This window comes from Klebsiella sp. GB_Kp047, assembly GCF_040065235.1.
Classification (GTDB): Bacteria; Pseudomonadota; Gammaproteobacteria; order Enterobacterales; family Enterobacteriaceae; genus Klebsiella; species Klebsiella quasipneumoniae.
The window spans coordinates 46,293-69,192 of sequence record NZ_JBEAJG010000030.1 but is presented as its reverse complement, the minus strand read 5'-3'; the positions used below and the strand labels follow the sequence as shown (position 1 = coordinate 69,192).

The window sequence follows — 22,900 nt, the reverse complement described above, 5'->3', positions numbered from 1 at the left end:
ACGGGTTACGAATACCGCGAAATGAAGGCAACGTCAATGCGCAAAATTCACGCCATTGTCATATTTGTGACCTATATAAGAGTTCATTTTTTGTTCACCTGACACACCGGCCGGTAACGAACTGACCTGACAAAAAAAAGCCGTGCGGCTCAGATGAACCGCACGGCAGATCAGCGTGATGAATTTTACTTATGGCAGACGGTTAAGCTCGCTGGCAATGGCCGCCGCCTCCTGGCTCCACGCCTGCGCCAGGGTCTTGACCATCGCGTCATAACCATCCTGATCCTGCTTAAGCACGATGTTGAACGGGCGCTTGATCAGCTGTCCCTGATGCTTCAGCAGCCACTCACCGCTGACGATAACCCGCCCGTCGTAGCGTCCGTGAAAGCTATTGACCGCGACGTTGAGCGTATCCTGCTCGCTACCCAGCGGCTGGGATGACACCACCCAGCCCGGCAGCTGTTGGCTCAGGTTCGCCACCAGCGTGGTGCGCAGCTGCTGGTCCAGTGGGCTGGCCCACAGATTATTATTGGCGATCACATACTGCACGTCGGTGGTCTGATAGACCACCCCGTTACCCGCCAGGTAATCCGGGATGCTGACCTGCTCAACCCACAGCAGACGCGCCCCCTGGCTGGCGGCGCTCTGTGCGCCGCCCTGCGCCACCGGCAGCTGGTAATACGTTTTGCTTTCGCCGCCGCTACTGCACGCCGTCAGCACGCATATGGCTGCCGCCAGTAACCATTTTTTCATTATTTCGCTCCCTTCGGCTGTGGGTCTTTTTTATCCTTCGCCTCAAATACCAGCGCATTGCTCTTATCATTGAGCGTTTTCAGGACCGGCTGCAATTCACGCAGCACCTGATCCAGACGCTGCATATCGGCCACCATCTTATTGTAGGCCGCGGAGCCCGGCTGGAAGCCCTGCATGCTGCGGTTCAGCTCGCGCAGCGTCGTCTGCATATCCGCAGGTAACTGCTGCATCGACTGGCTGGAGGTGATCTTATTCAGACTATCCAGCGTGGTCTGCACGTGCTGCATGGTCTTCTCGCTCTGCGCCAGGGTGCTGGTCGCCTGCTCCAGTAACGGATTGAGCGGCAGGTTATTAATCTTATCCAGCGCATCCATCAGACGCTGCTGGATCTGCGCCAGACCACCGCTGATGGTCGGGATAATCGGATAGCCGTTAAACTCCTGAATTTTCCCGCGCGGCGGCGCCTTCGGATAGAAGTCGAGATCGATATACAGCGCGCCGGTCACCAGGTTACCGGTTTTCAGCGAGCCGCGCAGTCCGCGGTTGATCAGATCGTCAATATGGGCACGAATATTCGGATCGCCGCCCAGCTGGTTAATCAGACGTTGCGGTTCCACCCGCACTTCCACCGGAATGCGATAATCGTCGTTCAAACGCTGCTTCAGACCGGGAATGAAGAACGGCACTTTGCCGACGGTTCCCAGACGGATGCCGCGGAACTCTACCGGCGCGCCCGGCTGCAGGCCGCGAACCGAGTCTTTGAAGAACATGACATAATCGATATGCTCGGTAAAGACCGAATCCTGGATGCTCTTCTGATCGTCAAATAAATGGTATTCCGTTTTATTTGCCACCGGCTCGCCGAGATCCAATCCTTCAGGAATATCGAAGCTCACGCCGCCGCCAAACAGCGTCGACAGCGACCCCATCTCGACGCGCATCCCCGCCGAAGTCAAATCTACAGCGATGCCGCTGTCCTTCCAGAAGCGGACATTGGTGGTCACCAGGCGGTCATTGGGCGCATTGATAAACAACTGATAAGTGATACGACGTTTCTGGGTGTCGAAGGTGCTGGTTTCCACCGACCCCACGCGATAGCCGCGGAACAGCACCGGATCGCCCGGCGACAGCTGCCCCGCCTTGCTGCTTTCCAGCAGAATACGGATCCCCTTGGCATCCGGCGAGGCCAGCGGCGGAGAATCCAGTAGCGGATACTGCGCTGGCACCGAACCTTTCGTCCCAGGCTGCAGTTCAATATAGGCCCCGGACAACAATGTCCCAAGACCGCTGATCCCCTCGCGCCCTACCTGCGGTTTCACCACCCAGAAGACGGAATCGTTGTGCAGTAATTTCTGCATCCCTGAGTTGAGGCGGGCTTTGATTTCCACGTGGGTTAAATCGTCGGTCAGCGTCGCGCTCTCCACTACCCCAACGTCCACGCTGCGGCTCTTGATGCGGGTTTTTCCCCCTTCAATCCCTTCCGCGTTGGTGGTGATCAGCGTGACCTCAGGGCCCTGATGGCTGTAATGATAGAACAGGATCCACGCCCCGATCAGCGCAGTGACGATAGGAAAGATCCACACCGGTGACCAGTTCTTCACCTTCTGCACTTTCGCTTCTCCGCTCTTATTTTCCATGTTGTTGTATTTCCTCATGGCTTGAATCTGGCTCACGATCCCACAGTAAACGGGGATCAAACGTCATGGCTGAAAACATGGTCATCACCACCACCAGCGCAAACATCACCGCGCCGATAGCGGGATAGATATTCATCAACCCTCCCATGCGCACCAGCGCAGAGAGTACGGCGATGACAAAAACATCAATCATTGACCAGCGGCCAACAAATTCCACCACTTCATAGATCAGATGCATACGTTCCGAATCGCGCTCACCGTTGCCATTGGCGTTCCAGCACAGCCAGGCAATAGCGATCATTTTCAGCGTCGGCACCATAATACTGGCGATAAAGATCACCAGCGCCACCGGATAAGAACCTTCGCTCCACAGTAAAACTACCCCAGCCATAATGGTCGACGGCATTTTATCGCCCAACAGATCGGTGATCATGATCGGCATAATATTGGCAGGAAGATAAAGGATAAATGAGGTCACCAGCAGCGCCAGCGTCCACTGCAGGCTGTTTTTACGCCGCGCCGTTCCTTTACTGTGACAGCGCGGGCAGATCGTCAGATCGGCCGGCAACACCGCCGTGCAGCACGCGCAGGAGCGCAGCCCCTGGCGGATACCGGCCACACCGACCTTCAGCGGTTGGGTAATGGCCGGCATGGGGGCGATATCATCCCACAGCCAGCGGCGGTCGACGCACTGAAAAGTACGTAACTGCAGCAGGCAAAACATACACCACGGCACAAAACTCAGACCGATGCCGATATCGCCGTAGGCCATCAGCTTGACGAAGCTCACCAGCACGCCGGCAAGAAAGATCTCCGCCATGCCCCAGGTTTTCAGGTGGAACAGAATACGCGCAAGGAACGCCTTGAGACCGGCGGGCATTCTGACCCGATTGACCAGCAGCAGAATGGTGACCAGGCAAAACGCCGGTACCAGCTGCACAAAGAGTAAAAAGAAAGTGCCGAGGCTGGCGTAATCCTCGGTAAATAACACATTGGGAATTTCCAGTAGCTCTATTTCGCTGCTGATCCCGCCCACTTTCATATAGATGAACGGAAACAGGTTGGCCAACAGCAGCATAAACAGCGCAACCAGCGCATACGCCGTGGGACGCTGGCGAGGCGCGTCCCACGTGGTGGTTAATGTTGTACCGCAGCGCGGACAAGCGGCTTTCTGGCGATGCTCAAGCTGCGGCAAAGCCACCAGCAAATCACATTGGGGACATAAAATATGTCGCGCAGCATGATGATGATCGCACATGACAACTCCTCGGCTCAGGCGCCGTTCTTTAATCCTTCGAGATATTCCCAGCGTTCAAAGGCCGCTTCCAGCGCCTGTTCCGCTTCGGCCAGCTTTGCCAGCACCTGCTGCGTGCGATCGTGCGGTTGTCCAAAGAATTCGGGATCGGCCACCTGCTCCTGCAGCGTCTGCAGTTCGGCCTCGAGGGCTTCCAGCTTCTGCGGCAGCTGTTCCAGCTCGCGCTGCAGGTTATAGCTTAGTTTGTTCCCGCCGCGTTTGACAGTTTCTGCTTTTGGCTGAGCGACTTCCAACGTTTTTTTCGCTGCCGGCTGCTTCTGCGCCAACGACTGGGCCTGCTGTCCGCGGGCGTCGTGATAGCCGCCGATATACTGGCCGATGCGACCGCCGCCTTCGAAGATCCAGCATTCGGTTACGGTGTTATCCACGAACTGACGATCGTGGCTCACCAGCATCACGGTGCCCTGATAGCCATCGATCAGCTCTTCCAGCAGCTCCAGCGTTTCGACATCCAGGTCGTTTGTCGGTTCATCGAGAATCAACAAGTTGCTGGGTTTCAAAAACAGCCGCGCCAGCAGCAGGCGGTTACGTTCCCCGCCAGAGAGCGCCCGCACCGGAGTCATCGCCCGTTTCGGATGGAACAGGAAGTCCTGCAGATAGCCCAGCACATGGCGCGGCTTACCGTTAACCATCACCTCCTGCTTACCTTCCGCAAGGTTATCCATCACCGTCCGGTCCGGATCCAGCTCTGCGCGGTGCTGGTCGAAGTAGGCAACTTCCAGTTTGGTACCAACGTGGATCCGCCCGCTGTCGGCCTGCAGCTGGCCAAGCATCAGCTTCAGCAGCGTGGTTTTCCCACAGCCGTTGGGGCCAATCAGGGCAATCTTGTCGCCGCGCTGGATCTGCGCGGAGAAATCTTTCACCAGCACTTTGCCATCAACCTGATAGTTGACGTTCTCCATTTCGAAAACGATTTTGCCGGAGCGCGAAGCCTCTTCAACCTGCATCCTGGCGCTGCCCATCACTTCCCGGCGCTCGCCGCGCTCACGACGCATCGCCTTCAGGGCGCGAACGCGGCCTTCGTTACGCGTGCGGCGCGCTTTGATCCCCTGACGGATCCACACCTCTTCCTGAGCGAGCTTGCGGTCGAATTCCGCATTTTGCAGTTCTTCAACCCGCAGGGCTTCTTCTTTATCCAGCAGATACTGATCGTAATCGCCCGGGTAGGTCACCAGCTTGCCGCGATCGAGGTCGACGATGCGCGTCGCCATATTGCGGATAAAGGAGCGGTCGTGCGAAATAAAGATAATGGTGCCTTTAAAAGTTTTCAGGAACCCTTCCAGCCAGTCGATGGTTTCGATATCCAGGTGGTTGGTAGGTTCATCGAGCAGCAGCACGCGCGGCCCGCTGACCAGCGCGCGGCCCAGCGCCGCTTTACGCAGCCAGCCGCCGGACAGGGAGGCCAGCTGCGCATTGGCGTCAAGGCCAAGCTGCTCAATCACTTCGTTAATACGGCTGTCCAGCTGCCACAGCCCCAGGTTATCGAGCTGCTCCTGCAGGCGCGCCAGTTCATTTAAATTTTTGTCGCTCGGATCGGTCATGACCTGATGTGATACGTCATGGTAGGCCTTCAGGTAGGCCGCCTGCTCGGCGATGCCTTCCGCGACAAAATCGTACACCGTACCGGCGACATTACGCGGCGGATCCTGCTGCAGACGCGCCACAATCAGATCCTGTTCATAAATAATGCGCCCGTCATCCAGCCCCTGCTCGCGATTGAGGATCTTCATCAGGGTCGATTTACCGGCGCCGTTGCGTCCGACGAGGCAGACGCGCTCGTTATCTTCGATATGCAGCTCGGCATTATCCAGCAGCGGCGCATCGCTGAAGGAAAGCCAGGCGCCATGCATACTAATCAGTGACATTCTTTATTCCTTTCAGGCTGCGGTAATCAGCCAGCAGTTGTGGATCTGACGGTTGCGGGCAAAATCCTGCGACAGCGTTTTTTGCGAAATCTCTTGTGCCTTCAGGCCAAGCGCCGCCAGCCCGTCATGATCCATACGGAAACCGCGTTTGTTATTCGAGAACATAATGGTGCCGCCTTTACGCAGCAGACGTTTCAGATCGGTCATCAGGCGAATGTGATCGCGCTGGACGTCGAAAGCATCTTCCATTCGTTTGGAGTTGGAGAAGGTCGGCGGATCGATAAAGATCAAATCGAACTGCTCGGTGCTCTCCCGCAGCCAGCTCAGGACGTCCGCCTGCATCAGGCGATGCGCGCGGCCGGTCAGGCCATTGAGACGCAGGTTGCGTTCCGCCCACTCCAGATAGGTGCGCGACATATCCACCGTGGTGGTGGAGCGAGCGCCGCCGAGGCCGGCGTGGACGCTGGCGCTGCCGGTATAGGAGAACAGGTTGAGGAAATCCTTGCCTTTGCTCATCTGGCCAAGCATACGGCGGGCGATCCGGTGGTCGAGGAACAGACCGGTATCCAGGTAGTCGGTGAGGTTGACCCACAGACGCGCGTTGTACTCCTGCACCTCGATAAAGTCGCCTTTCTCCGCCATCTTCTGATACTGATTTTTCCCCTTTTGCCGCTCGCGGGTCTTCAGCACCAGCTTGTTCGGCGCGATTCCTAACACCGCGATAGTCGCGGCGATAATATCGAACAGGCGCTGGCGCGCTTTATGCGCGTCGACAGTTTTCGGCGGGGCATACTCCTGGACCACCACCCAGTCGGCGTAGCGATCGATGGCCACGTTGTATTCCGGCAGGTCAGCATCGTACAGGCGATAGCATTCAATGCCTTCCTGACGGGCCCATTTTTCAAACTTCTTCAGGTTCTTACGCAGACGGTTAGCAAAATCTTCTGCCAGCATCGCCGGCTTGCCGCCTTCGCTCTCCGCCAGGTGATAATTCTTCTGCACGCAGTCCAGCGGGCCGTTCTTGGCTTTAAACTGTTTGTCGGCGCGCAGCTGCAGGCAGCTTAACAGCTCCGGCGAGGCGCTGAACACCGACAGGTTCCAGCCGCCAAACTGACTTTTCATGATCCGACCCAGCAAGCTGTGCAGGGCGATCAGCGCCGGCTCGCTTTCCAGACGCTCGCCGTACGGCGGGTTGCTGATCACGGTACCGTACGGGCCTTTCGGCAGCGGATTATTCAGTTGGGCGACGTCTTTGACTTCAAAATCGATCAGCTCGCCGATGCCGGCCCGACGGGCGTTGCGGCGGGCGCGGTCAATGACGCGTGCGTCGACATCGGATCCATAGAAGCGTGACCCATATGCCGCCAGCCCCTGACGGGCGCGGGTTTGCGCTTCCGCTTTGACCTCTTTCCAGATGGCGTCGTCGTGCTGCGCCCAGCCGCCAAAGCCCCAGTGGCCGCGGTGCAGGCCCGGCGCGCGGTCGGTCGCCAGCATCGCCGCCTCAATCAGCAGGGTACCGGAGCCGCACATCGGATCGAGCAGCGGGGTGCCCGGCACCCAGCCGGAGCGCATCACGATCGCCGCCGCGAGGTTTTCTTTGATCGGCGCCATACCGGTGCCATCGCGGTAGCCGCGCAGGTGCAGGCCTTCGCCGCTCAGATCCAGCGAGATGTGCGCCGTCTCTTTGTTCAGCCAGACGTTGATCCGCAGATCGGGCGACTCACGATCGACGTTCGGGCGCGGCAGATTCTTACGGGTGAAGCTGTCGACAATAGCGTCTTTGACCTTCAGCGCGCCGTACTGGCTGTTGCGGATCTCCTCATTGAGACCGCTAAAATGCACCGCGAAGGTGGCGCCAGGGTTGAACATCTCCGTCCACGGAATGGCCTGTACGCCGAGGTACAGATCCAGATCGCTGTATACGCGACACTCGCCCAGCGGCAGCATGATGCGCGAAGCCAGCCGGCTCCACATCAGGCTTTGATACAGCAGGCGCGTATCCCCCTGAAAATGGACCCCGCCCTGGACTACCTGGCAGTCCGTCGCGCCAAGCCCTTCCAGTTCAGTTTTTAACAGCTCTTCCAGCCCACGAGCCGTACTGGCAAACAGAGAATTCATATCGTCACTTTTACTTAAAGAAAATTGGTGCGCATTATAGCCAATATGTGCCCTATGTCATAAAGTTATAGGCTTATTTTTGGAACCCGGAGGCAGCGTATGGTAACGCTCTCGCGTCTTTTTATTCATCCCGTTAAATCCATGCGCGGCATGGGCCTGACCCACGCCTTTGCCGATATCAGCGGCCTGGCCTTCGATCGCCTGTTTATGGTCACCGAAACCGACGGCACCTTTATTACCGCCCGTCAGTTTCCGCAAATGGTGAAATTTATTCCGGCGCCGCTGCATGATGGCCTTCACCTGACCGCACCGGACGGCAGCAGCGCCGTGGTGCGTTTTAACGATTTCGCCCCTCAGGCCGAACCGACAGAAGTCTGGGGCAACCATTTTACCGCCCTTATCGCGCCCGCAGCGGTTAATCAGTGGCTCAGCGGCTTTTTCAATCGCGATGTCCAGCTGCGCTGGCTGGGGCCACAGTTAACCCGCCGGGTGAAGCGCCACGATGTGGTACCGCTCTCCTTCGCCGACGGCTACCCTTACCTGCTGGCGAACGAAGCCTCCCTGCGCGATCTGCAGCAGCGCTGCCCGGCCAGCGTATGCATAGAACAGTTTCGCCCTAATCTCGTGGTCACCGGCGCGGCGGCCTGGGATGAAGACAGCTGGAAAGTGATCCGCGTCGGCGAGGTGGTATTTGACGTCGCCAAACCGTGCAGCCGCTGCATTTTTACCACCGTCAGTCCGGAGCGCGGGCAGAAGCATCCCAGCGGAGAGCCGCTGGAAACCTTAAAGCGCTTCCGCACCGCGCAGGATAATGGCGATGTCGACTTTGGTCAGAACCTGATTGCCCGTAACAGCGGCGTGATCCGGGTGGGGGATGAAGTGGAAATCCTCGCCCGCGGCCCGGCGAAAGCCTACGGCGCCGGCGAAAGCGACGATACCCCGGCTCCCGAGGCGCAGCAGCAGGCCACGGTTGCCATTGAATGGCAGGGTCAACAATTTACCGGCAATAACCAGCAGGTGCTGCTGGAACAACTGGAGCAACAGGGCATTCGCGTACCCTACTCGTGTCGGGCGGGGATCTGCGGCAGCTGCCGCATCCGTCTTGAAGAGGGGGAAGTGAGTCCGTTAAAGAAAAACGCGGTCGCCGGAGATGGCACCATTCTCGCCTGCAGCTGCGTGCCGAAAACGGCGCTGCGCCTGGCGCCTTAAACCGCCTGCCCCAGGCTGTAGCTGACCGCGCTCTGCGCCGGCTGCAGCCTGTCGTTCATGATTTTAATGACATCGCCCAGCTGCATAACCCGGCCGGCAAGCGTAAGACCCGGCTGAGCCAACAGACAGAGCGCGGCATTATCGCCCGGCTCCACCACCAGTAAATTCACCTGCTCGCCGGTATCGCTCAGCCAGACGCAGGCCGCGTCGCCGCCGCTCGGCTGCCAGTGATGGGTATGGGCGATAAAGTGCCAGCTTTTCGGCATCTGCGGTTTGAGAAAACGGATGGCGGTGAGCGCGTTAAGGACTAATTCCGCACGCTGCTCTTTCGATAGCTCGAGATCGCGACATTTTTCTTCAAAAGAGAAATAGAGCGCGGCGTCATCAACGCAGAATCCCGATGGGGCAAAGGCGTCCGGCGTCAGCATGCGCCGGGCGAAGCGCGAGCGAAATAACATGCCATTGGCCAGATCGAGCATCATGCGGTCGTGCTCTTCATCGTAATACCAACGCCAGTTATCGTCAGGTTTAATCCGCATTTTTCCCCCTGTCCCCTTTCATACGCCTCTGCAAAGCTGTTGCGACTTACCGCAGAATATTTTCTAAAATTAAGAAAAGTCTAAAATGTTTAAATAAGCAACAGTGAGGGAATATAAAACAACCAGGGCCGGAAATAAAGCCCTGGGGGGATTCAAAGGGGTAAAAGATTAGATGTGGGTAACAATTTCTTTAATCAGCGGCGGACCTTTAAAAATAAATCCGGAATAAATCTGCACCAGCGATGCCCCAGCGGCCATCTTTTCCCGCGCGGCAATCACGGAATCAATACCGCCCACGCCAATGATAGGCAAACGGCCATTCAACTCTGCGGAGAGCATGCGAATAATTTCGGTACTCTTTAATTGTAATGGACGACCGCTAAGCCCGCCGGTCTCATCGCAATGTTTCATTCCCTGGACCAGAGAACGATCGAGAGTAGTATTGGTGGCAATCACCCCATCAATATTATGACGCACGAGGCTATCGGCAACCTGGATCAATTCCTCAGGCAAAAGATCCGGCGCGATCTTCACGGCGACCGGCACATATTTTTGATGCTTCTGCTGCAGCTCAAGCTGTTTATTTTTAATACCGGAGAGTAAATCGTCGAGCGCTTCGCCGTATTGCAGCGTGCGCAGCCCCGGGGTGTTCGGCGAGGAGATATTAATGGCGATATAGCCGGCGTAGGGATAGACTTTTTCCATACAAATCAGGTAATCATCTTTCCCGTGCTCAACCGGCGTATCTTTATTTTTACCGATATTGATGCCCAGCACGCCGTCAAAATGCGCCTTTTTCACGTTCTCGACCAGGTTATCGACGCCATGGTTATTAAAGCCCATGCGGTTGATCAACCCCTCAGCATCCACCAGACGGAAGATCCTTGGCTTATCGTTGCCCGGCTGCGGACGCGGCGTCACGGTGCCGATCTCAATGGAGCCAAAACCCATCGCGCCCAGCGCGTCAATGCATTCCCCGTTTTTATCCAGCCCGGCCGCCAGACCCAGCGGGTTTTTAAAGGTCAGCCCCATGCAGGTGACAGGCCTGGCCGGCACCTTCTGGCGAACCAGGATTTCCAGCGGCGTCCCGGTGACACGGCGTAATTGTTGAAAAGTAACTTCATGAGCGCGCTCAGGATCGAGCTGAAAAAGGGCTTTACGAACGAAGGGGTAGTACATGAACTCTCCTGGATTCCCGGTGTGCAAACCGGGGGCGTATTATGTGCGATCTGTTGCGGAAAGGGAATTGACCTGCGACAAAAAATCCCCCATCAGCGCAAACGATTACCTCCCCGCGCGCCGTTATGCGCTTTTCGGCTATCTAACGGTGGATAAATCATTTAGGGAAATAATGGCCCTCTGTCACACTCACTATAAATGTTATCAATTATAGATAAATGCAAACATTTAGTTATAAGGAGAGAGAGATGCGCGTCATTACGCTTGCGGGCAGCCCGCGTTACCCTTCCCGTTCCAGCGCCCTGCTGGAATATGCCAGAGAGACGCTCACCGCCGCCGATATCGAAGTCTGCCACTGGCATCTGCAGAACTTTGCCCCGGAAGACCTTCTCTACGCTCGCTTTGACAACCCGGCGCTGCAGACGCTCAATGAGCAGCTTGCCGGGGCTGACGGCTTGATCATCGCCACGCCGGTGTATAAAGCCTCGTTTTCCGGCGCCCTGAAAACGCTGCTCGACCTGCTTCCTGAGCGGGCGCTGGAGGGCAAAATCGTACTGCCGCTGGCCACCGGCGGCACCATCGCCCACATGCTGGCGGTGGACTACGCCCTGAAGCCGGTGCTGAATGCCCTCAAGGCTCAGGAGATCCTCCACGGCGTCTTCGCCGACGACAGCCAGGTGACCGATTACCAGCACAAGCCGCAGTTTACCCCGAACCTGCAGCGGCGCCTCGATGAAGCCCTCGAGACCTTCTGGCAGGCGCTGCACCGCCCCAGCAGCCGCGCGCCGTCATTAACGTCTCTGCGTGGGGTGGAACATGCTTAATCCTCTCCGCGCTCTGACCCTCGGCGGACTGCTGCTCTTTGCCACCCTGGGCCACGCCGCCCCGGCGGCGCCTGACGCCCTGCGCATCGGTTATCAGAAAGGCAGCGTCAGCATGGTGCTGGCGAAAAGCCATCAGCTGCTGGAGCAGCGCTACCCAAAGACCCATATCTCGTGGATAGAATTCCCGGCCGGTCCGCAGATGCTGGAGGCGCTGAACGTTGGCAGCATCGATATCGGCAGCACTGGCGACATTCCGCCTATCTTTGCGCAGGCGGCGGGCGCCGATCTGGTGTATATCGGTTCGGAACCGCCCAAGCCCAAAGCGGAAGTGATTCTGGTGGCGCAGGGCAGCCCGATTCATAACGTTGCTGAGCTGAAAGGAAAAAAGGTCGCTTTTCAGAAAGGCTCCAGCTCCCACAATCTGCTACTGCGCGCCCTGCAGCTGGCAGGTTTGAAGTTTAGCGACATTCAGCCGGTCTATCTCGCCCCCGCCGATGCGCGCGCCGCCTTCCAGCAGGGCAATGTCGACGCCTGGGCGATCTGGGATCCGTATTACTCCGCCGCGCTGCTGCAGGGCGGCGCCCGGGTGCTAACCGACGGAACCGACCTGAAACAGACAGGATCCTTCTATCTCGCTTCCCGCCCTTACGCTGAACGCAATGGCGCCTTTATTGAGGGTGTACTCGATACCTTTACGCAGGCCGATGCCCTGACCCATAGCCAGCGCGCGCAAAGCATTACGCTGCTGGCGAAAACGATGGGGTTACCGGAGGCGGTGATCGCCAGCTACCTGGACCATCGTCCCCCCACCTCGGTTACCCCGGTGAGCGCCGAAACCGCCGCTCGCCAGCAGCAGACGGCCGACCTGTTCTATGAGAACAAGCTGGTGCCGAAAAAAGTTGATATCCGGGCCCGCATCTGGCAGCCCGCCGCCGCACAAGGAGCGAAATCATGAGTCTGAATATGTTCTGGTTTTTACCGACCCATGGTGATGGTCGTTATCTGGGTACCGAAGAGGGAGCCCGTCCGGTCGATTATGGCTATCTGCAGCAAATCGCGCAGACGGCGGATCGGCTGGGGTTCACCGGCGTGCTGATCCCGACCGGGCGCTCATGTGAAGATGCCTGGCTGGTTGCGGCCTCGATGATCCCGGTAACGCAGCGGCTGAAATTTCTTGTCGCCCTCAGGCCAAGCGTGGTGTCGCCGACGGTGGCCGCGCGCCAGGCGGCGACCCTGGACCGACTGTCAAACGGCCGGGCGCTGTTCAATCTGGTCACCGGCAGCGATCCCGCCGAGCTGGCTGGCGACGGTGTCTTCCTCGACCACACCGAGCGCTATGAGGCCTCGGCTGAATTTACCCACATCTGGCGCAAGCTGATGGAAGGGGAAACTGTCACCTTTAACGGTAAGCATCAGCGCGTTCGCGACGCTAAACTGCTGTTTCCGCCGCTCCAGCAGCCGCGTCCGCCGCTCTATTTCGGCGGCTCGTCTGAGGTGGCGCAGGATCTGGCCGCTGAGCAGGTCGATCTCTATCTTACCTGGGGGGAACCACCGGCCCAGGTGGCAGAGAAAATTGCTCAGGTGCGGGAGAAAGCCGCCCAGCACGGTCGCCGGGTGCGTTTCGGCATCCGCCTGCATGTGATCGTGCGGGAAACCAATGAGGAAGCCTGGCAGGCAGCGGACAGCCTTATCTCTCATCTTGATGATGAGACTATCGCCCGCGCCCAGGCAGCCTTCGCCAGAACCGACTCCGTCGGCCAGCAGCGGATGGCGGCCCTGCACAATGGCCGACGCGATAAGCTGGAAATCAGCCCCAACCTGTGGGCTGGCGTCGGTTTAGCGCGCGGCGGCGCCGGGACCGCGCTGGTGGGCGATGCCGCCACCGTGGCCGAACGGATCAATGAGTACGCCGCGCTGGGTATCGATAGCTTTATCTTCTCCGGTTATCCGCATCTGGAAGAGGCGTATCGGGTCGGCGAACTGCTGTTCCCGCTGCTCGACGTCGCGGTGCCGTCTGTCCCGCAGCCGCAAAGCCTGCGCCTGCAGGGAGAAGCCGTCGCTAACGAGTTTATCCCGCGTAAAGTGGCGCAGAGCTGAGGAGGTCGTGATGGCAAAATCAACCCATCCCCTGTTATTACGCCTCGCCCCCTGGCTGCTGCCGGTGGGAACGGTCATTGTCTGGCAGCTGGCCTCGTCCGTCGGCTGGCTGTCGACGCGGGTGCTGCCCTCGCCGGAGGGCGTATTGAAAGCGTTCTGGACCCTCTCGGCCAGCGGTGAGCTGTGGCAGCATCTGGCCATTAGCTCGTGGCGGGCGCTGGTCGGCTTCGCCATCGGCGGCTCCATTGGGCTGGTGCTCGGCTTGATCAGCGGTCTGTCACGCTGGGGCGAGCGCCTGCTGGACACGTCGATCCAGATGCTGCGCAATGTGCCGCATCTGGCGCTGATCCCGCTGGTGATCTTGTGGTTCGGCATCGATGAGACCGCCAAGATCTTCCTCGTATCGCTGGGCACCCTGTTCCCGATCTATATCAACACCTGGCACGGGATCCGCAATATCGACCGCGGACTGGTGGAGATGGCGCGCAGCTATGGTTTATCCGGCTTTGCTCTTTTCCGTCACGTGATTTTACCCGGCGCCCTACCCTCGATTATGGTCGGCGTGCGTTTCGCCCTCGGTCTGATGTGGCTGACGCTTATTGTCGCCGAAACCATCTCGGCGAACGCCGGTATCGGCTACCTGGCGATGAATGCGCGTGAATTTCTGCAAACCGACGTGGTGGTGGTTGCCATCATTCTTTACGCCATTCTTGGCAAACTGGCCGACGTCAGCGCCCAGCTGCTGGAGCGGCTCTGGCTGCGCTGGAACCCGGCGTATCATCTTCAGGAGGCGAACGCATGAACACTGCCCGTCTAAACCCAGGTATCCCGCTGCTGCTGAACGGGGTGACTAAACGCTATGGCGACAACACCATTCTTAACGAGCTGGATCTGCATATCCCCAGCGGCCAGTTTGTGGCGGTGGTGGGCCGCAGCGGCGGCGGCAAAAGTACCCTGCTGCGCCTGCTGGCGGGCCTGGAAACCCCGAACGCTGGCGAGCTGCTGGCGGGCGCAACGCCGCTGGCGGCGATCCAGGACGACACCCGGATGATGTTTCAGGATGCGCGCCTGCTGCCGTGGAAAACGGTGATTGATAACGTGGGGCTGGGGTTAAAAGGCGCCTGGCGCGAAGCCGCCCTGCAGGCACTGGCCAGCGTCGGACTCGAGAGCCGCGCCCAGGAGTGGCCGGCGGCGCTGTCGGGCGGGCAAAAGCAGCGCGTTGCGCTGGCCCGCGCCCTGATCCATCGCCCGCGCCTGCTATTGCTGGACGAGCCGCTGGGGGCGCTGGACGCCCTCACCCGTCTGGAGATGCAGGAGCTGATCGTCTCCCTGTGGCAGGAGCATGGCTTTACGGTCCTGCTGGTGACCCACGACGTCAGCGAAGCGGTGGCGATGGCCGACCGGGTGCTGTTAATTGAAGAGAAGAAGATCGGTCTCGATTTGAACGTGGATATTCCGCGACCGCGGCGCACCGGTTCGGCGAAGCTGGCCGAGCTGGAGGCGGAGGTGCTGGATCGGGTGATGAAGCGCGGCAAGAGCGAGAGCGTGCCGCGTTTATTTAGTCATGGCTGACCGGAGTAACGGTCTGCTGTCAGAACGGGGGCATATCGTCATCCGACATGTCCCCGGCTCGCGCTTTGCTTAGTTGGGCGACCAACGACAAGTCAGCCGCGTATTTCAGACCGGGTAAGCATCGCCCCACCTGACAAAATAGAGGTATAGAAAGTAGGCCGGATAAGGCGAAGCCGCCACCCGGCACAAAGGCGGATACGCCCCCAAACCTCTCCTGCCCGGCGGCGCTCCGCTTGCGCGGGCCGACAATCGGCGCTGTTTTGCAGGTTTTATAAGGCGGGTAAGCATCGCGCCACCCGACAACATCACCGCGGCACCAGGTAACCCGGACAGGGCGCAATGTGCGCCGCAATCCGGGTTTACGCCACGGTTACGCCAGCGCCTTACTGATTTTCTCGTACAGATCGCCTGAGAGATCCTTCAGACCCTTCAGCTGCTCCAGCGCGGCGCGCATCAGCGCCTGGCGTTTCTCATCGTAACGCTTCAGGCGAATCAATGGCTCAATCAGTCGCGATGCGACCTGCGGGTTGCGCTGGTTAAGCTCGGTCAGCATCTCCACCAGGAACTGGTAGCCGCTGCCGTCTTCCGCATGGAACGCCGCCGGGTTGCTGCTGGCGAAAGCGCCGATGAGCGACCGCACGCGGTTCGGGTTGCTCATGCTGAACGAACGATGGTTCAGCAGACCGCGTACCGTTTCGACCACATTGGCCGCCGGGCTGGTGGACTGCAGGATAAACCACTTGTCCATCACCAGGCCGTCCTGATGCCATTTGTCGTCATACTCCTGCATCAGCGCATCGCGGCACGGCAGCTCAGCGGCAACCGCCGCCGACAGCGCGGCCAGCGCGTCGGTCATGTTATCCGCCTGGTGATACTGCGCCGCCACCAGCTTATCGCCCAGCGTCGGTTCTGCGAATGCCAGATAGCGCAGGCAGGTATTGCGCAGGGCGCGCTTACCGATATCGGCATGCTCCACCCGGTAGCTGTCGAGCTTATTGGCGTTATATACCGCGAGGAATTCGTCCGCCAGCTCGTTCGCCAGGGTGCGGGTGAGCGCCTCGCGCACAGTGGCGATGGCGATAGGATCGATAATGGCGAACATCTCGGCGATTTCGTTGGCCGACGGCAGGGTTAAGATCTCGGCGGCCAGCGCCGGGTCAATCTTCTCGTCGAGCAGAATCGCGCGGAAGGCGTCCGCCACGTGCACCGGCAGCGACAGCGGCTGTCCCTGCTGATGACGGTTAACGTTCAGCTTGATGTAGGTCGCCAGCAGACTCTGCGCCGCATCCCAGCGCGAGAAATCATTCCGCGCATGGCGCATCAGGAAGGTGAGCTGCTGATCGCTCCACTTGTATTCCAGTTTCACCGGTGCTGAAAACTCGCACAGCAGGGCCGGTACCGGCTGGAAATAGACATTATCAAAGACGAAGGTCTGCTCAGCCTGAGTCAGATTAAGCACCGGGTGCAGCGGATGGCCGCCCTTCTGCAGGGGGATCACCTTACCTTCGTTATCGTACAGCTCGATGGCAAACGGGATATGCAGCGGCTGCTTCTCGGCCTGCTCGGCGGTCGGCGGCGTACGCTGGCTGATGGTCAACGTATACTGCTCGATCTCCGGATTATAGTCGTCATGGACGGTGACAATCGGCGTACCGGACTGGCTGTACCAGCGGCGGAAGTGCGACAGATCGACGTTCGAGGCATCTTCCATCGCCTGGACGAAATCGTCGCAGGTGGCGGCGCTGCCGTCATGACGTTCAAAATAGAGCTGCATCCCTTTCTGGAAGTTTTCTTCACCCAGCAGGGTGTGCAGCATGCGGATCACTTCGGCCCCCTTTTCATAGACCGTCAGGGTATAGAAGTTGTTCATCTCGATAACCATATCCGGACGGATCGGGTGCGCCATCGGGCTGGCGTCTTCGGCAAACTGCAGCCCGCGCATAGTGCGCACGTTGTTGATGCGGTTCACCGCCCGCGAGCCGAGGTCGGAGCTGAACTCCTGATCGCGGAACACGGTCAGCCCCTCTTTCAGGCTGAGCTGGAACCAGTCGCGGCAGGTGACGCGGTTGCCGGTCCAGTTATGGAAATATTCATGACCAATCACGCGCTCAATATCGAGGTAGTCTTTATCGGTGGCGGTATCGGTCCGCGCCAGGACATATTTGGAGTTAAAGACGTTCAGCCCTTTGTTCTCCATGGCACCCATATTAAAGAAGTCGACGGCGACAATCATATAGATGTCGAGGTCATACTCGAGGCCAAAGCGCTCCTCATCCCATTTCATGGAGTTTTTCAGCGAGGTCATCGCCCACGGCGCACGGTCGAGATTGCCGCGATCGACGTACAGCTCCAGCGCCACTTCACGCCCGGAGCGGGTGGTAAAAGTGTCGCGCAGGACGTCGAAATCACCGGCCACCAGCGCAAACAGGTAGCACGGTTTCGGGAAGGGATCCTGCCACTGTACCCAGTGACGACCGTTCTCCAGTTCCCCTTCCGCCATACGGTTGCCGTTGGAGAGCAGGAACGGATATTTGGCTTTATCGGCGATAATTTTGGTGGTAAAGCGCGCCAGCACGTCCGGACGGTCCAGATACCAGGTGATGTGGCGGAAACCTTCCGCTTCACACTGGGTGCACAGCGCTTCGCCTGACTGATACAGGCCTTCCAGCGCGGTGTTCGCCGCCGGGCTGATCTCATTGACGATGGTCAGGGTGAAATGCTCCGGCAGGCCGCCGATCACCAGCTGATTGTTTTCTTCTTTATAGTCGCTCCACGGCTGTCCGTTCACCTGCAGCGAAATCAGAGTCAGATCTTCGCCGTCCAGGCGCAATGGCACATCAGACGCTGCCGCGTGGCGGGAGACCTTGCTCTCGGCCGTAACAACGGTTTTTGCGGCATCCAGGTCAAAGGTCAAATCGATATCGCTAATCAGATACTCCGGCGCACGATAGTCGTGGCGGTATTTGGCTTGGGGCTGTTGTGTCATAAAAAACCTTTCGCATCTTCGGTAAAGTGTCGTCCCAGTCTATTCCCGTTGTGTCAATCGCGCTATGCAGAATCTTCATCTTTTCAACGTGAAACACGGAAATCGCTACATTTTGTTAACACTCGCGGCACGAAATGCCCTCGACCCGACGCAAAGCTTGTGGTGTGATCCATGTTCAATATATTAAACTAGGCCTCGCAAATGACCGTCAGCGTCGCCATTGCTCGCCATCGCGGGACAGAGCCGGGTAATAAAGGTATACTCCGCCTCCTTTTTCCGCGTTGGTTTCGATGGAACGCTCCAGTGAGAGGATGCTACTGCGCACCATGACACAATTCACTTCTCCTGTACTGCACTCGCTGCTTGATACGGATGCCTACAAGCTGCACATGCAGCAGGCTGTCTTCCACCGCTACGGCGATGTACATGTGGCGGCGGAGTTTCGCTGCCGCGGAGACGACCTGCTCGGCATCTATGCCGACGCGATCCGCGAGCAGGTGGAGTCCATGCGCGACCTGAGGCTGCGGGATGATGAATATCGCTGGCTGTCCACCCTTCCTTTTTTTCGCCAGGATTACCTCGACTGGCTGCGCGATTTTCGCTATGACCCACGCCAGGTCACGGTCACCAATGACAACGGCAAGCTGAACATTCGCCTCACCGGCCCATGGCGGGAAGCCATCATGTGGGAAGTCCCGCTGCTGGCGGTGATAAGCGAGCTGGTACATCGCTACCGTTCACCCGAGACGGGCGTGGAACAAGCGCTAAACGCGCTGGAACATAAGCTAGGCGACTTCGCCACCATGACCGCTGGCCTCGACATGAGCGCCTTCCGTCTGATGGATTTCGGCACCCGCCGTCGTTTTTCACGCGAGGTGCAGGAAGCTATTGTGCAACGCCTGCAGCAGGAGCCATGGTTTGTTGGCACCAGCAACTACGATCTGGCGCGCCGTCTCAACTTAACCCCGATGGGCACCCAAGCCCATGAGTGGTTCCAGGCTCATCAGCAGATCAGCCCGAACCTGGCCAGCAGCCAGCGGGCGGCCCTCGCCGCCTGGCTGGAAGAGTATCCTGACCAACTGGGCATCGCACTGACCGACTGCATCACCATGGATGCGTTCCTGCGCGATTTCGGTCCGGAGTTCGCCACCCGCTATCAGGGTTTGCGCCACGACTCCGGCGACCCGGTGGAATGGGGTGAAAAAGCCATCGCCCATTATCAGAAGCTGGGCATCGATCCGCTGAGCAAAGTGCTGGTCTTCTCCGATAATCTCGATCTGGCGAAAGCCGTCGACCTGTATCGCCACTTCGCCTCGCGGGTGAAGCTGAGCTTTGGGATCGGCACCCGTTTAACCTGCGATCTGCCGCAGGTTAAACCGCTCAATATCGTGATTAAGCTGGTGGAATGTAACGGCAAGCCGGTGGCGAAACTCTCCGACAGCCCGGGGAAAACCATCTGCCACGATAAGGCCTTCGTCCGCGCCCTGCGCGAGGCGTTCGACCTGCCGCCGATTAAAAAAGCGAGCTAATTTTCTTAAGGAGCCTTTCAGGCTCCTTTTTCTTTATTATTTATTGCCGAATTATCCGCTTATGATGCGAAATCTACTTGTCTGATGGAAGATGACAGGTAACATAGATATCCCCCCGCTGTAGGGGGAAGAGACTTTTTTATTGGACTATATAGAGAGATTATTATGAGCGTTGTGCCTGTAGCCGACGTACTCCAGGGCCGCGTTGCCGTTGACAGCGAAGTCACGGTCCGCGGATGGGTGCGTACCCGCCGAGATTCAAAAGCTGGCTTTTCATTCCTCGCCGTCTATGACGGTTCCTGCTTTGATCCTGTACAGGCCGTTATTAATAATTCTCTGCCCAATTACAATCAGGAAGTGCTGCGTCTGACCACCGGTTGCTCGGTGATTGTCACCGGTAAAGTCGTGGCTTCCCAGGGCCAGGGTCAGAGCTTTGAGATCCAGGCGACCAACGTGGAAGTGACCGGCTGGGTGGAAGACCCGGACACTTACCCGATGGCGGCCAAGCGCCACAGCATCGAGTATCTGCGTGAAGTGGCCCACCTGCGTCCGCGCACCAACCTGATCGGCGCGGTTGCCCGCGTGCGTCACACCCTGGCGCAGGCGCTGCATCGCTTCTTTGATGAGCAGGGCTTCTTCTGGGTCTCCACCCCGCTGATCACCGCCTCCGATACCGAAGGCGCTGGCGAAATGTTCCGCGTGTCGACGCTGGATCTGGAAAACCTGCCGCGTAACGATCAGGGCAAAGTCGATTTCGACAAAGACTTCTTCGGTAAAGAGTCGTTCCTGACCGTTTCCGGCCAGCTGAATGGCGAGACCTATGCCTGCGCGCTGTCGAAGATTTACACCTTCGGCCCGACCTTCCGCGCGGAAAACTCCAACACCAGCCGCCACCTGGCGGAGTTCTGGATGCTGGAGCCGGAAGTGGCCTTCGCCAATCTGAACGATGTTGCCGGCCTGGCGGAAGCGATGCTCAAGTACGTCTTTAAAGCGGTACTGGAAGAGCGCGCGGACGACATGCAGTTCTTCGCCGAGCGCGTTGATAAAGACGCTATCGACCGTCTGCAGCGCTTTATCACCGCTGATTTTGCGCAGGTGGATTATACCGACGCCGTCACCATTCTGGAAAACTGCGGCAAGCAATTCGAGAACCCGGTGTACTGGGGCGTGGATCTCTCCTCCGAGCACGAACGTTACCTGGCTGAAGAACACTTCAAAGCGCCGGTGGTGGTGAAAAACTACCCGAAAGATATTAAGGCGTTCTACATGCGCCTTAACGAAGACGGTAAAACCGTCGCGGCAATGGACGTCCTGGCGCCGGGTATTGGCGAGATCATCGGTGGTTCCCAACGTGAAGAGCGCCTCGACGTGCTTGACGCGCGTATGGCCGAGATGGGCCTGAATAAAGAAGACTACTGGTGGTATCGCGATCTGCGCCGCTATGGCACCGTTCCACACTCCGGCTTTGGCCTGGGCTTCGAGCGTCTGATCGCCTACGTGACCGGCGTGCAGAACGTCCGCGATGTCATTCCGTTCCCGCGGACCCCGCGCAACGCGACATTCTAAATTTTTCTGACATAAACCTGAAAGGCCAGCGCAAGCTGGCCTTTTTTTATGTCAATTACTGTTATCAAAATTCAACAAACTTAAACATCAAGGCCTCGAATTCACATTTATGTTACGCACTGTTTCGGTGCATCCTGGTGATACAGATCGCACTTTTTGTTCATAACAGAGCAAAACCCCTGATTAATTTGCTCATTTTTTAACCATACGCCGCACATCTTGCCAAGACAAAGGCTGAATAAAAAGAAGGCGAATTCAACACATAAAATGAGCAAATTTACCTTTATCCAAATTAATCATAAATATTTCATATAGATAGATATGGAAGGGCGATTTACCTCACCATGTGGAAAGGAATTTTGATTAAGTTCACAAAGTTCCCAAAAATACATATTTAGTTACATGTTTTTTCGTTTTGTTACTCATATGAGATATTAGTAGCATTTTCCGGCTAGCGAAACGTTGTCGCGGATGGAAAGATGCCTTCAGACACCAAACTCTCATCAATGGTTCTGTAAGTTTTTATTGACAGAACTTATTGACGGCAGTGGCACGTGTTCATATAAAAAATATTAATGAGGGTAATAAATAATGATGAAGCGCAATATTCTGGCAGTGGTGATCCCTGCCCTGCTGGTAGCCGGTGCAGCTAACGCTGCAGAAATCTATAACAAAAACGGCAACAAACTGGACTTCTATGGAAAAATGGTCGGCGAGCACGTCTGGACCACCAATGGCGACACCAGCAGCGACGATACCACCTACGCCCGTATCGGCCTGAAAGGCGAAACTCAGATCAACGATCAGCTGACCGGCTACGGTCAGTGGGAATACAACATGGACGCCTCCAACGTTGAAGGTTCCCAGCCGACCAAAACCCGTCTGGCGTTCGCAGGTCTGAAAGCGGGCGAGTATGGTTCATTCGACTACGGCCGTAACTACGGCGCAATCTACGACGTCGAAGCAGCAACCGATATGCTGGTTGAATGGGGCGGCGACGGCTGGAACTACACCGACAACTACATGACCGGCCGTACCAACGGCGTGGCAACCTACCGTAACTCTGACTTCTTCGGTCTGGTTGACGGCCTGAGCTTCGCGCTGCAGTACCAGGGTAAAAACGACCACGACCGTTCGATTCACAAGCAGAATGGCGACGGCTTCAGCACCGCGGCGACCTACGCGTTCGACAACGGTATTGCGCTGTCTGCTGGCTACTCCGGTTCCAACCGTAGCGTAGATCAGAAAGCTGACGGCAATGGCGACAAAGCCGAAGCCTGGGCAACCTCTGCAAAATATGACGCCAACAACGTTTACGCGGCCGTCATGTACTCCCAGACTTACAACATGACCCCGGAAAACCAGGGTAACTACTTCGCGGGCAAAACCCAGAACTTCGAAGCCGTTGTACAGTATCAGTTCGACTTCGGCCTGCGTCCGTCCATCGGCTACGTACAGACCAAAGGCAAAGACCTGCAGGCGCGCGGCGGCTTCTCCGGCGGCGATGCGGATCTGGTTAAATACGTCGAAGTGGGTACCTGGTACTACTTCAACAAGAACATGAACGTCTATGCGGCGTACAAGTTCAACCAACTGGACGACAACGCTTATACGCGTGAAGCTGGCGTAGCGACCGACGACCAGGCGGCCGTGGGTATCGTTTACCAGTTCTAATTTGCAGTACACCCCTTCGTGATATGCCTTCAGAGCA

At 57.7% G+C, this 22,900-nt stretch carries 16 protein-coding genes and 1 pseudogene; 9 read left to right on the top strand and 8 right to left on the bottom strand.

The features are described from left to right. Positions 1-189: 189 nt before the first annotated feature. From pqiC to rlmKL, 5 genes are read right to left on the bottom strand one after another with little or no spacing between them, the layout of a single operon-like run. Positions 190-753, bottom strand: coding sequence for a membrane integrity-associated transporter subunit PqiC (gene pqiC / locus ABLV76_RS12045; RefSeq protein WP_348878329.1), 564 nt, complete (start codon positions 751-753; stop codon positions 190-192). Continuing rightward, positions 753-2,390, bottom strand: a complete 1,638-nt coding sequence (pqiB, locus tag ABLV76_RS12040; protein ID WP_004201423.1) for an intermembrane transport protein PqiB — start codon at positions 2,388-2,390, stop codon at positions 753-755. The genes pqiC and pqiB overlap by 1 nt, the downstream gene beginning before the upstream one ends. Next, entirely contained in the window at positions 2,380-3,648 is a 1,269-nt protein-coding gene (gene pqiA, locus ABLV76_RS12035) for a membrane integrity-associated transporter subunit PqiA (RefSeq protein ID WP_004201422.1), read from the bottom strand. The genes pqiB and pqiA overlap by 11 nt, the downstream gene beginning before the upstream one ends. Before the next feature lie 14 nt (positions 3,649-3,662). Continuing rightward, complete coding sequence (locus ABLV76_RS12030; protein ID WP_032455795.1) at positions 3,663-5,570, bottom strand: ABC transporter ATP-binding protein; 1,908 nt, start codon at positions 5,568-5,570, stop codon at positions 3,663-3,665. Between the two features lie 12 nt (positions 5,571-5,582). Further along, positions 5,583-7,688 (bottom strand): bifunctional 23S rRNA (guanine(2069)-N(7))-methyltransferase RlmK/23S rRNA (guanine(2445)-N(2))-methyltransferase RlmL, encoded by a 2,106-nt coding sequence (gene rlmKL / locus ABLV76_RS12025; RefSeq protein ID WP_208527248.1) that lies wholly within the window; start codon positions 7,686-7,688, stop codon positions 5,583-5,585. A 99-nt stretch (positions 7,689-7,787) separates the two neighbouring features. Here rlmKL and ABLV76_RS12020 point away from each other — a divergent pair, with 99 nt between their 5' ends. After that, positions 7,788-8,897 carry a YcbX family protein gene (locus ABLV76_RS12020; protein WP_348878328.1) on the top strand — a complete coding sequence of 370 codons (1,110 nt, stop codon included), beginning with the start codon at positions 7,788-7,790 and terminating at the stop codon, positions 8,895-8,897. Here ABLV76_RS12020 and zapC read toward each other — a convergent pair. Both zapC and pyrD read right to left on the bottom strand, forming a co-directional pair. Beyond that, on the bottom strand, positions 8,894-9,436 hold the full coding sequence (zapC, locus tag ABLV76_RS12015; RefSeq protein ID WP_002898308.1) for a cell division protein ZapC: 543 nt from the start codon (positions 9,434-9,436) through the stop codon (positions 8,894-8,896). The genes ABLV76_RS12020 and zapC overlap by 4 nt on opposite strands. A gap of 168 nt (positions 9,437-9,604) precedes the next feature. Then, entirely contained in the window at positions 9,605-10,615 is a 1,011-nt protein-coding gene (gene pyrD / locus ABLV76_RS12010; RefSeq protein WP_004201417.1) for a quinone-dependent dihydroorotate dehydrogenase, read from the bottom strand. Between the two features lie 248 nt (positions 10,616-10,863). On the opposite strand from pyrD, the gene ssuE reads away from it, so the two are divergent. The 5 genes and pseudogenes from ssuE (at position 10,864) to ssuB (ending at position 15,108) form a co-directional block, all read left to right on the top strand. After that, a complete protein-coding gene (gene ssuE, locus ABLV76_RS12005) occupies positions 10,864-11,439 on the top strand; it encodes an NADPH-dependent FMN reductase (RefSeq protein WP_004201416.1) in 576 nt (191 codons plus the stop codon). Next, positions 11,432-12,431, top strand: a pseudogene (locus tag ABLV76_RS12000) (sulfonate ABC transporter substrate-binding protein). The gene ssuE and the pseudogene ABLV76_RS12000 overlap by 8 nt, the downstream one beginning before the upstream one ends. After that, entirely contained in the window at positions 12,391-13,536 is a 1,146-nt protein-coding gene (ssuD, locus tag ABLV76_RS11995; protein WP_048323568.1) for an FMNH2-dependent alkanesulfonate monooxygenase, read from the top strand. Before ABLV76_RS12000 ends, ssuD begins: the two are co-directional and overlap by 41 nt. 10 nt (positions 13,537-13,546) lie before the next feature. Further along, positions 13,547-14,338 (top strand): aliphatic sulfonate ABC transporter permease SsuC, encoded by a 792-nt coding sequence (gene ssuC / locus ABLV76_RS11990; RefSeq protein ID WP_004201413.1) that lies wholly within the window; start codon positions 13,547-13,549, stop codon positions 14,336-14,338. Beyond that, complete coding sequence (ssuB, locus tag ABLV76_RS11985) at positions 14,335-15,108, top strand: aliphatic sulfonates ABC transporter ATP-binding protein (RefSeq protein ID WP_004201411.1); 774 nt, start codon at positions 14,335-14,337, stop codon at positions 15,106-15,108. Before ssuC ends, ssuB begins: the two co-directional genes overlap by 4 nt. A gap of 370 nt (positions 15,109-15,478) precedes the next feature. Here the strand turns inward: ssuB and pepN are convergent, their stop codons facing one another. Further along, positions 15,479-18,094 (bottom strand): aminopeptidase N, encoded by a 2,616-nt coding sequence (gene pepN / locus ABLV76_RS11980; RefSeq protein WP_348878327.1) that lies wholly within the window; start codon positions 18,092-18,094, stop codon positions 15,479-15,481. A 326-nt stretch (positions 18,095-18,420) separates the two neighbouring features. On the opposite strand from pepN, the gene pncB reads away from it, so the two are divergent. From pncB to ompK35, 3 genes are all read left to right on the top strand, one after another. Further along, positions 18,421-19,623, top strand: coding sequence for a nicotinate phosphoribosyltransferase (pncB, locus tag ABLV76_RS11975; protein WP_043521086.1), 1,203 nt, complete (start codon positions 18,421-18,423; stop codon positions 19,621-19,623). 165 nt (positions 19,624-19,788) lie between these two features. After that, a complete protein-coding gene (gene asnS, locus ABLV76_RS11970; protein ID WP_017899452.1) occupies positions 19,789-21,189 on the top strand; it encodes an asparagine--tRNA ligase in 1,401 nt (466 codons plus the stop codon). Between the two features lie 591 nt (positions 21,190-21,780). Then, entirely contained in the window at positions 21,781-22,863 is a 1,083-nt protein-coding gene (gene ompK35 / locus ABLV76_RS11965) for a porin OmpK35 (protein ID WP_004201406.1), read from the top strand. Positions 22,864-22,900: the final 37 nt, after the last annotated feature.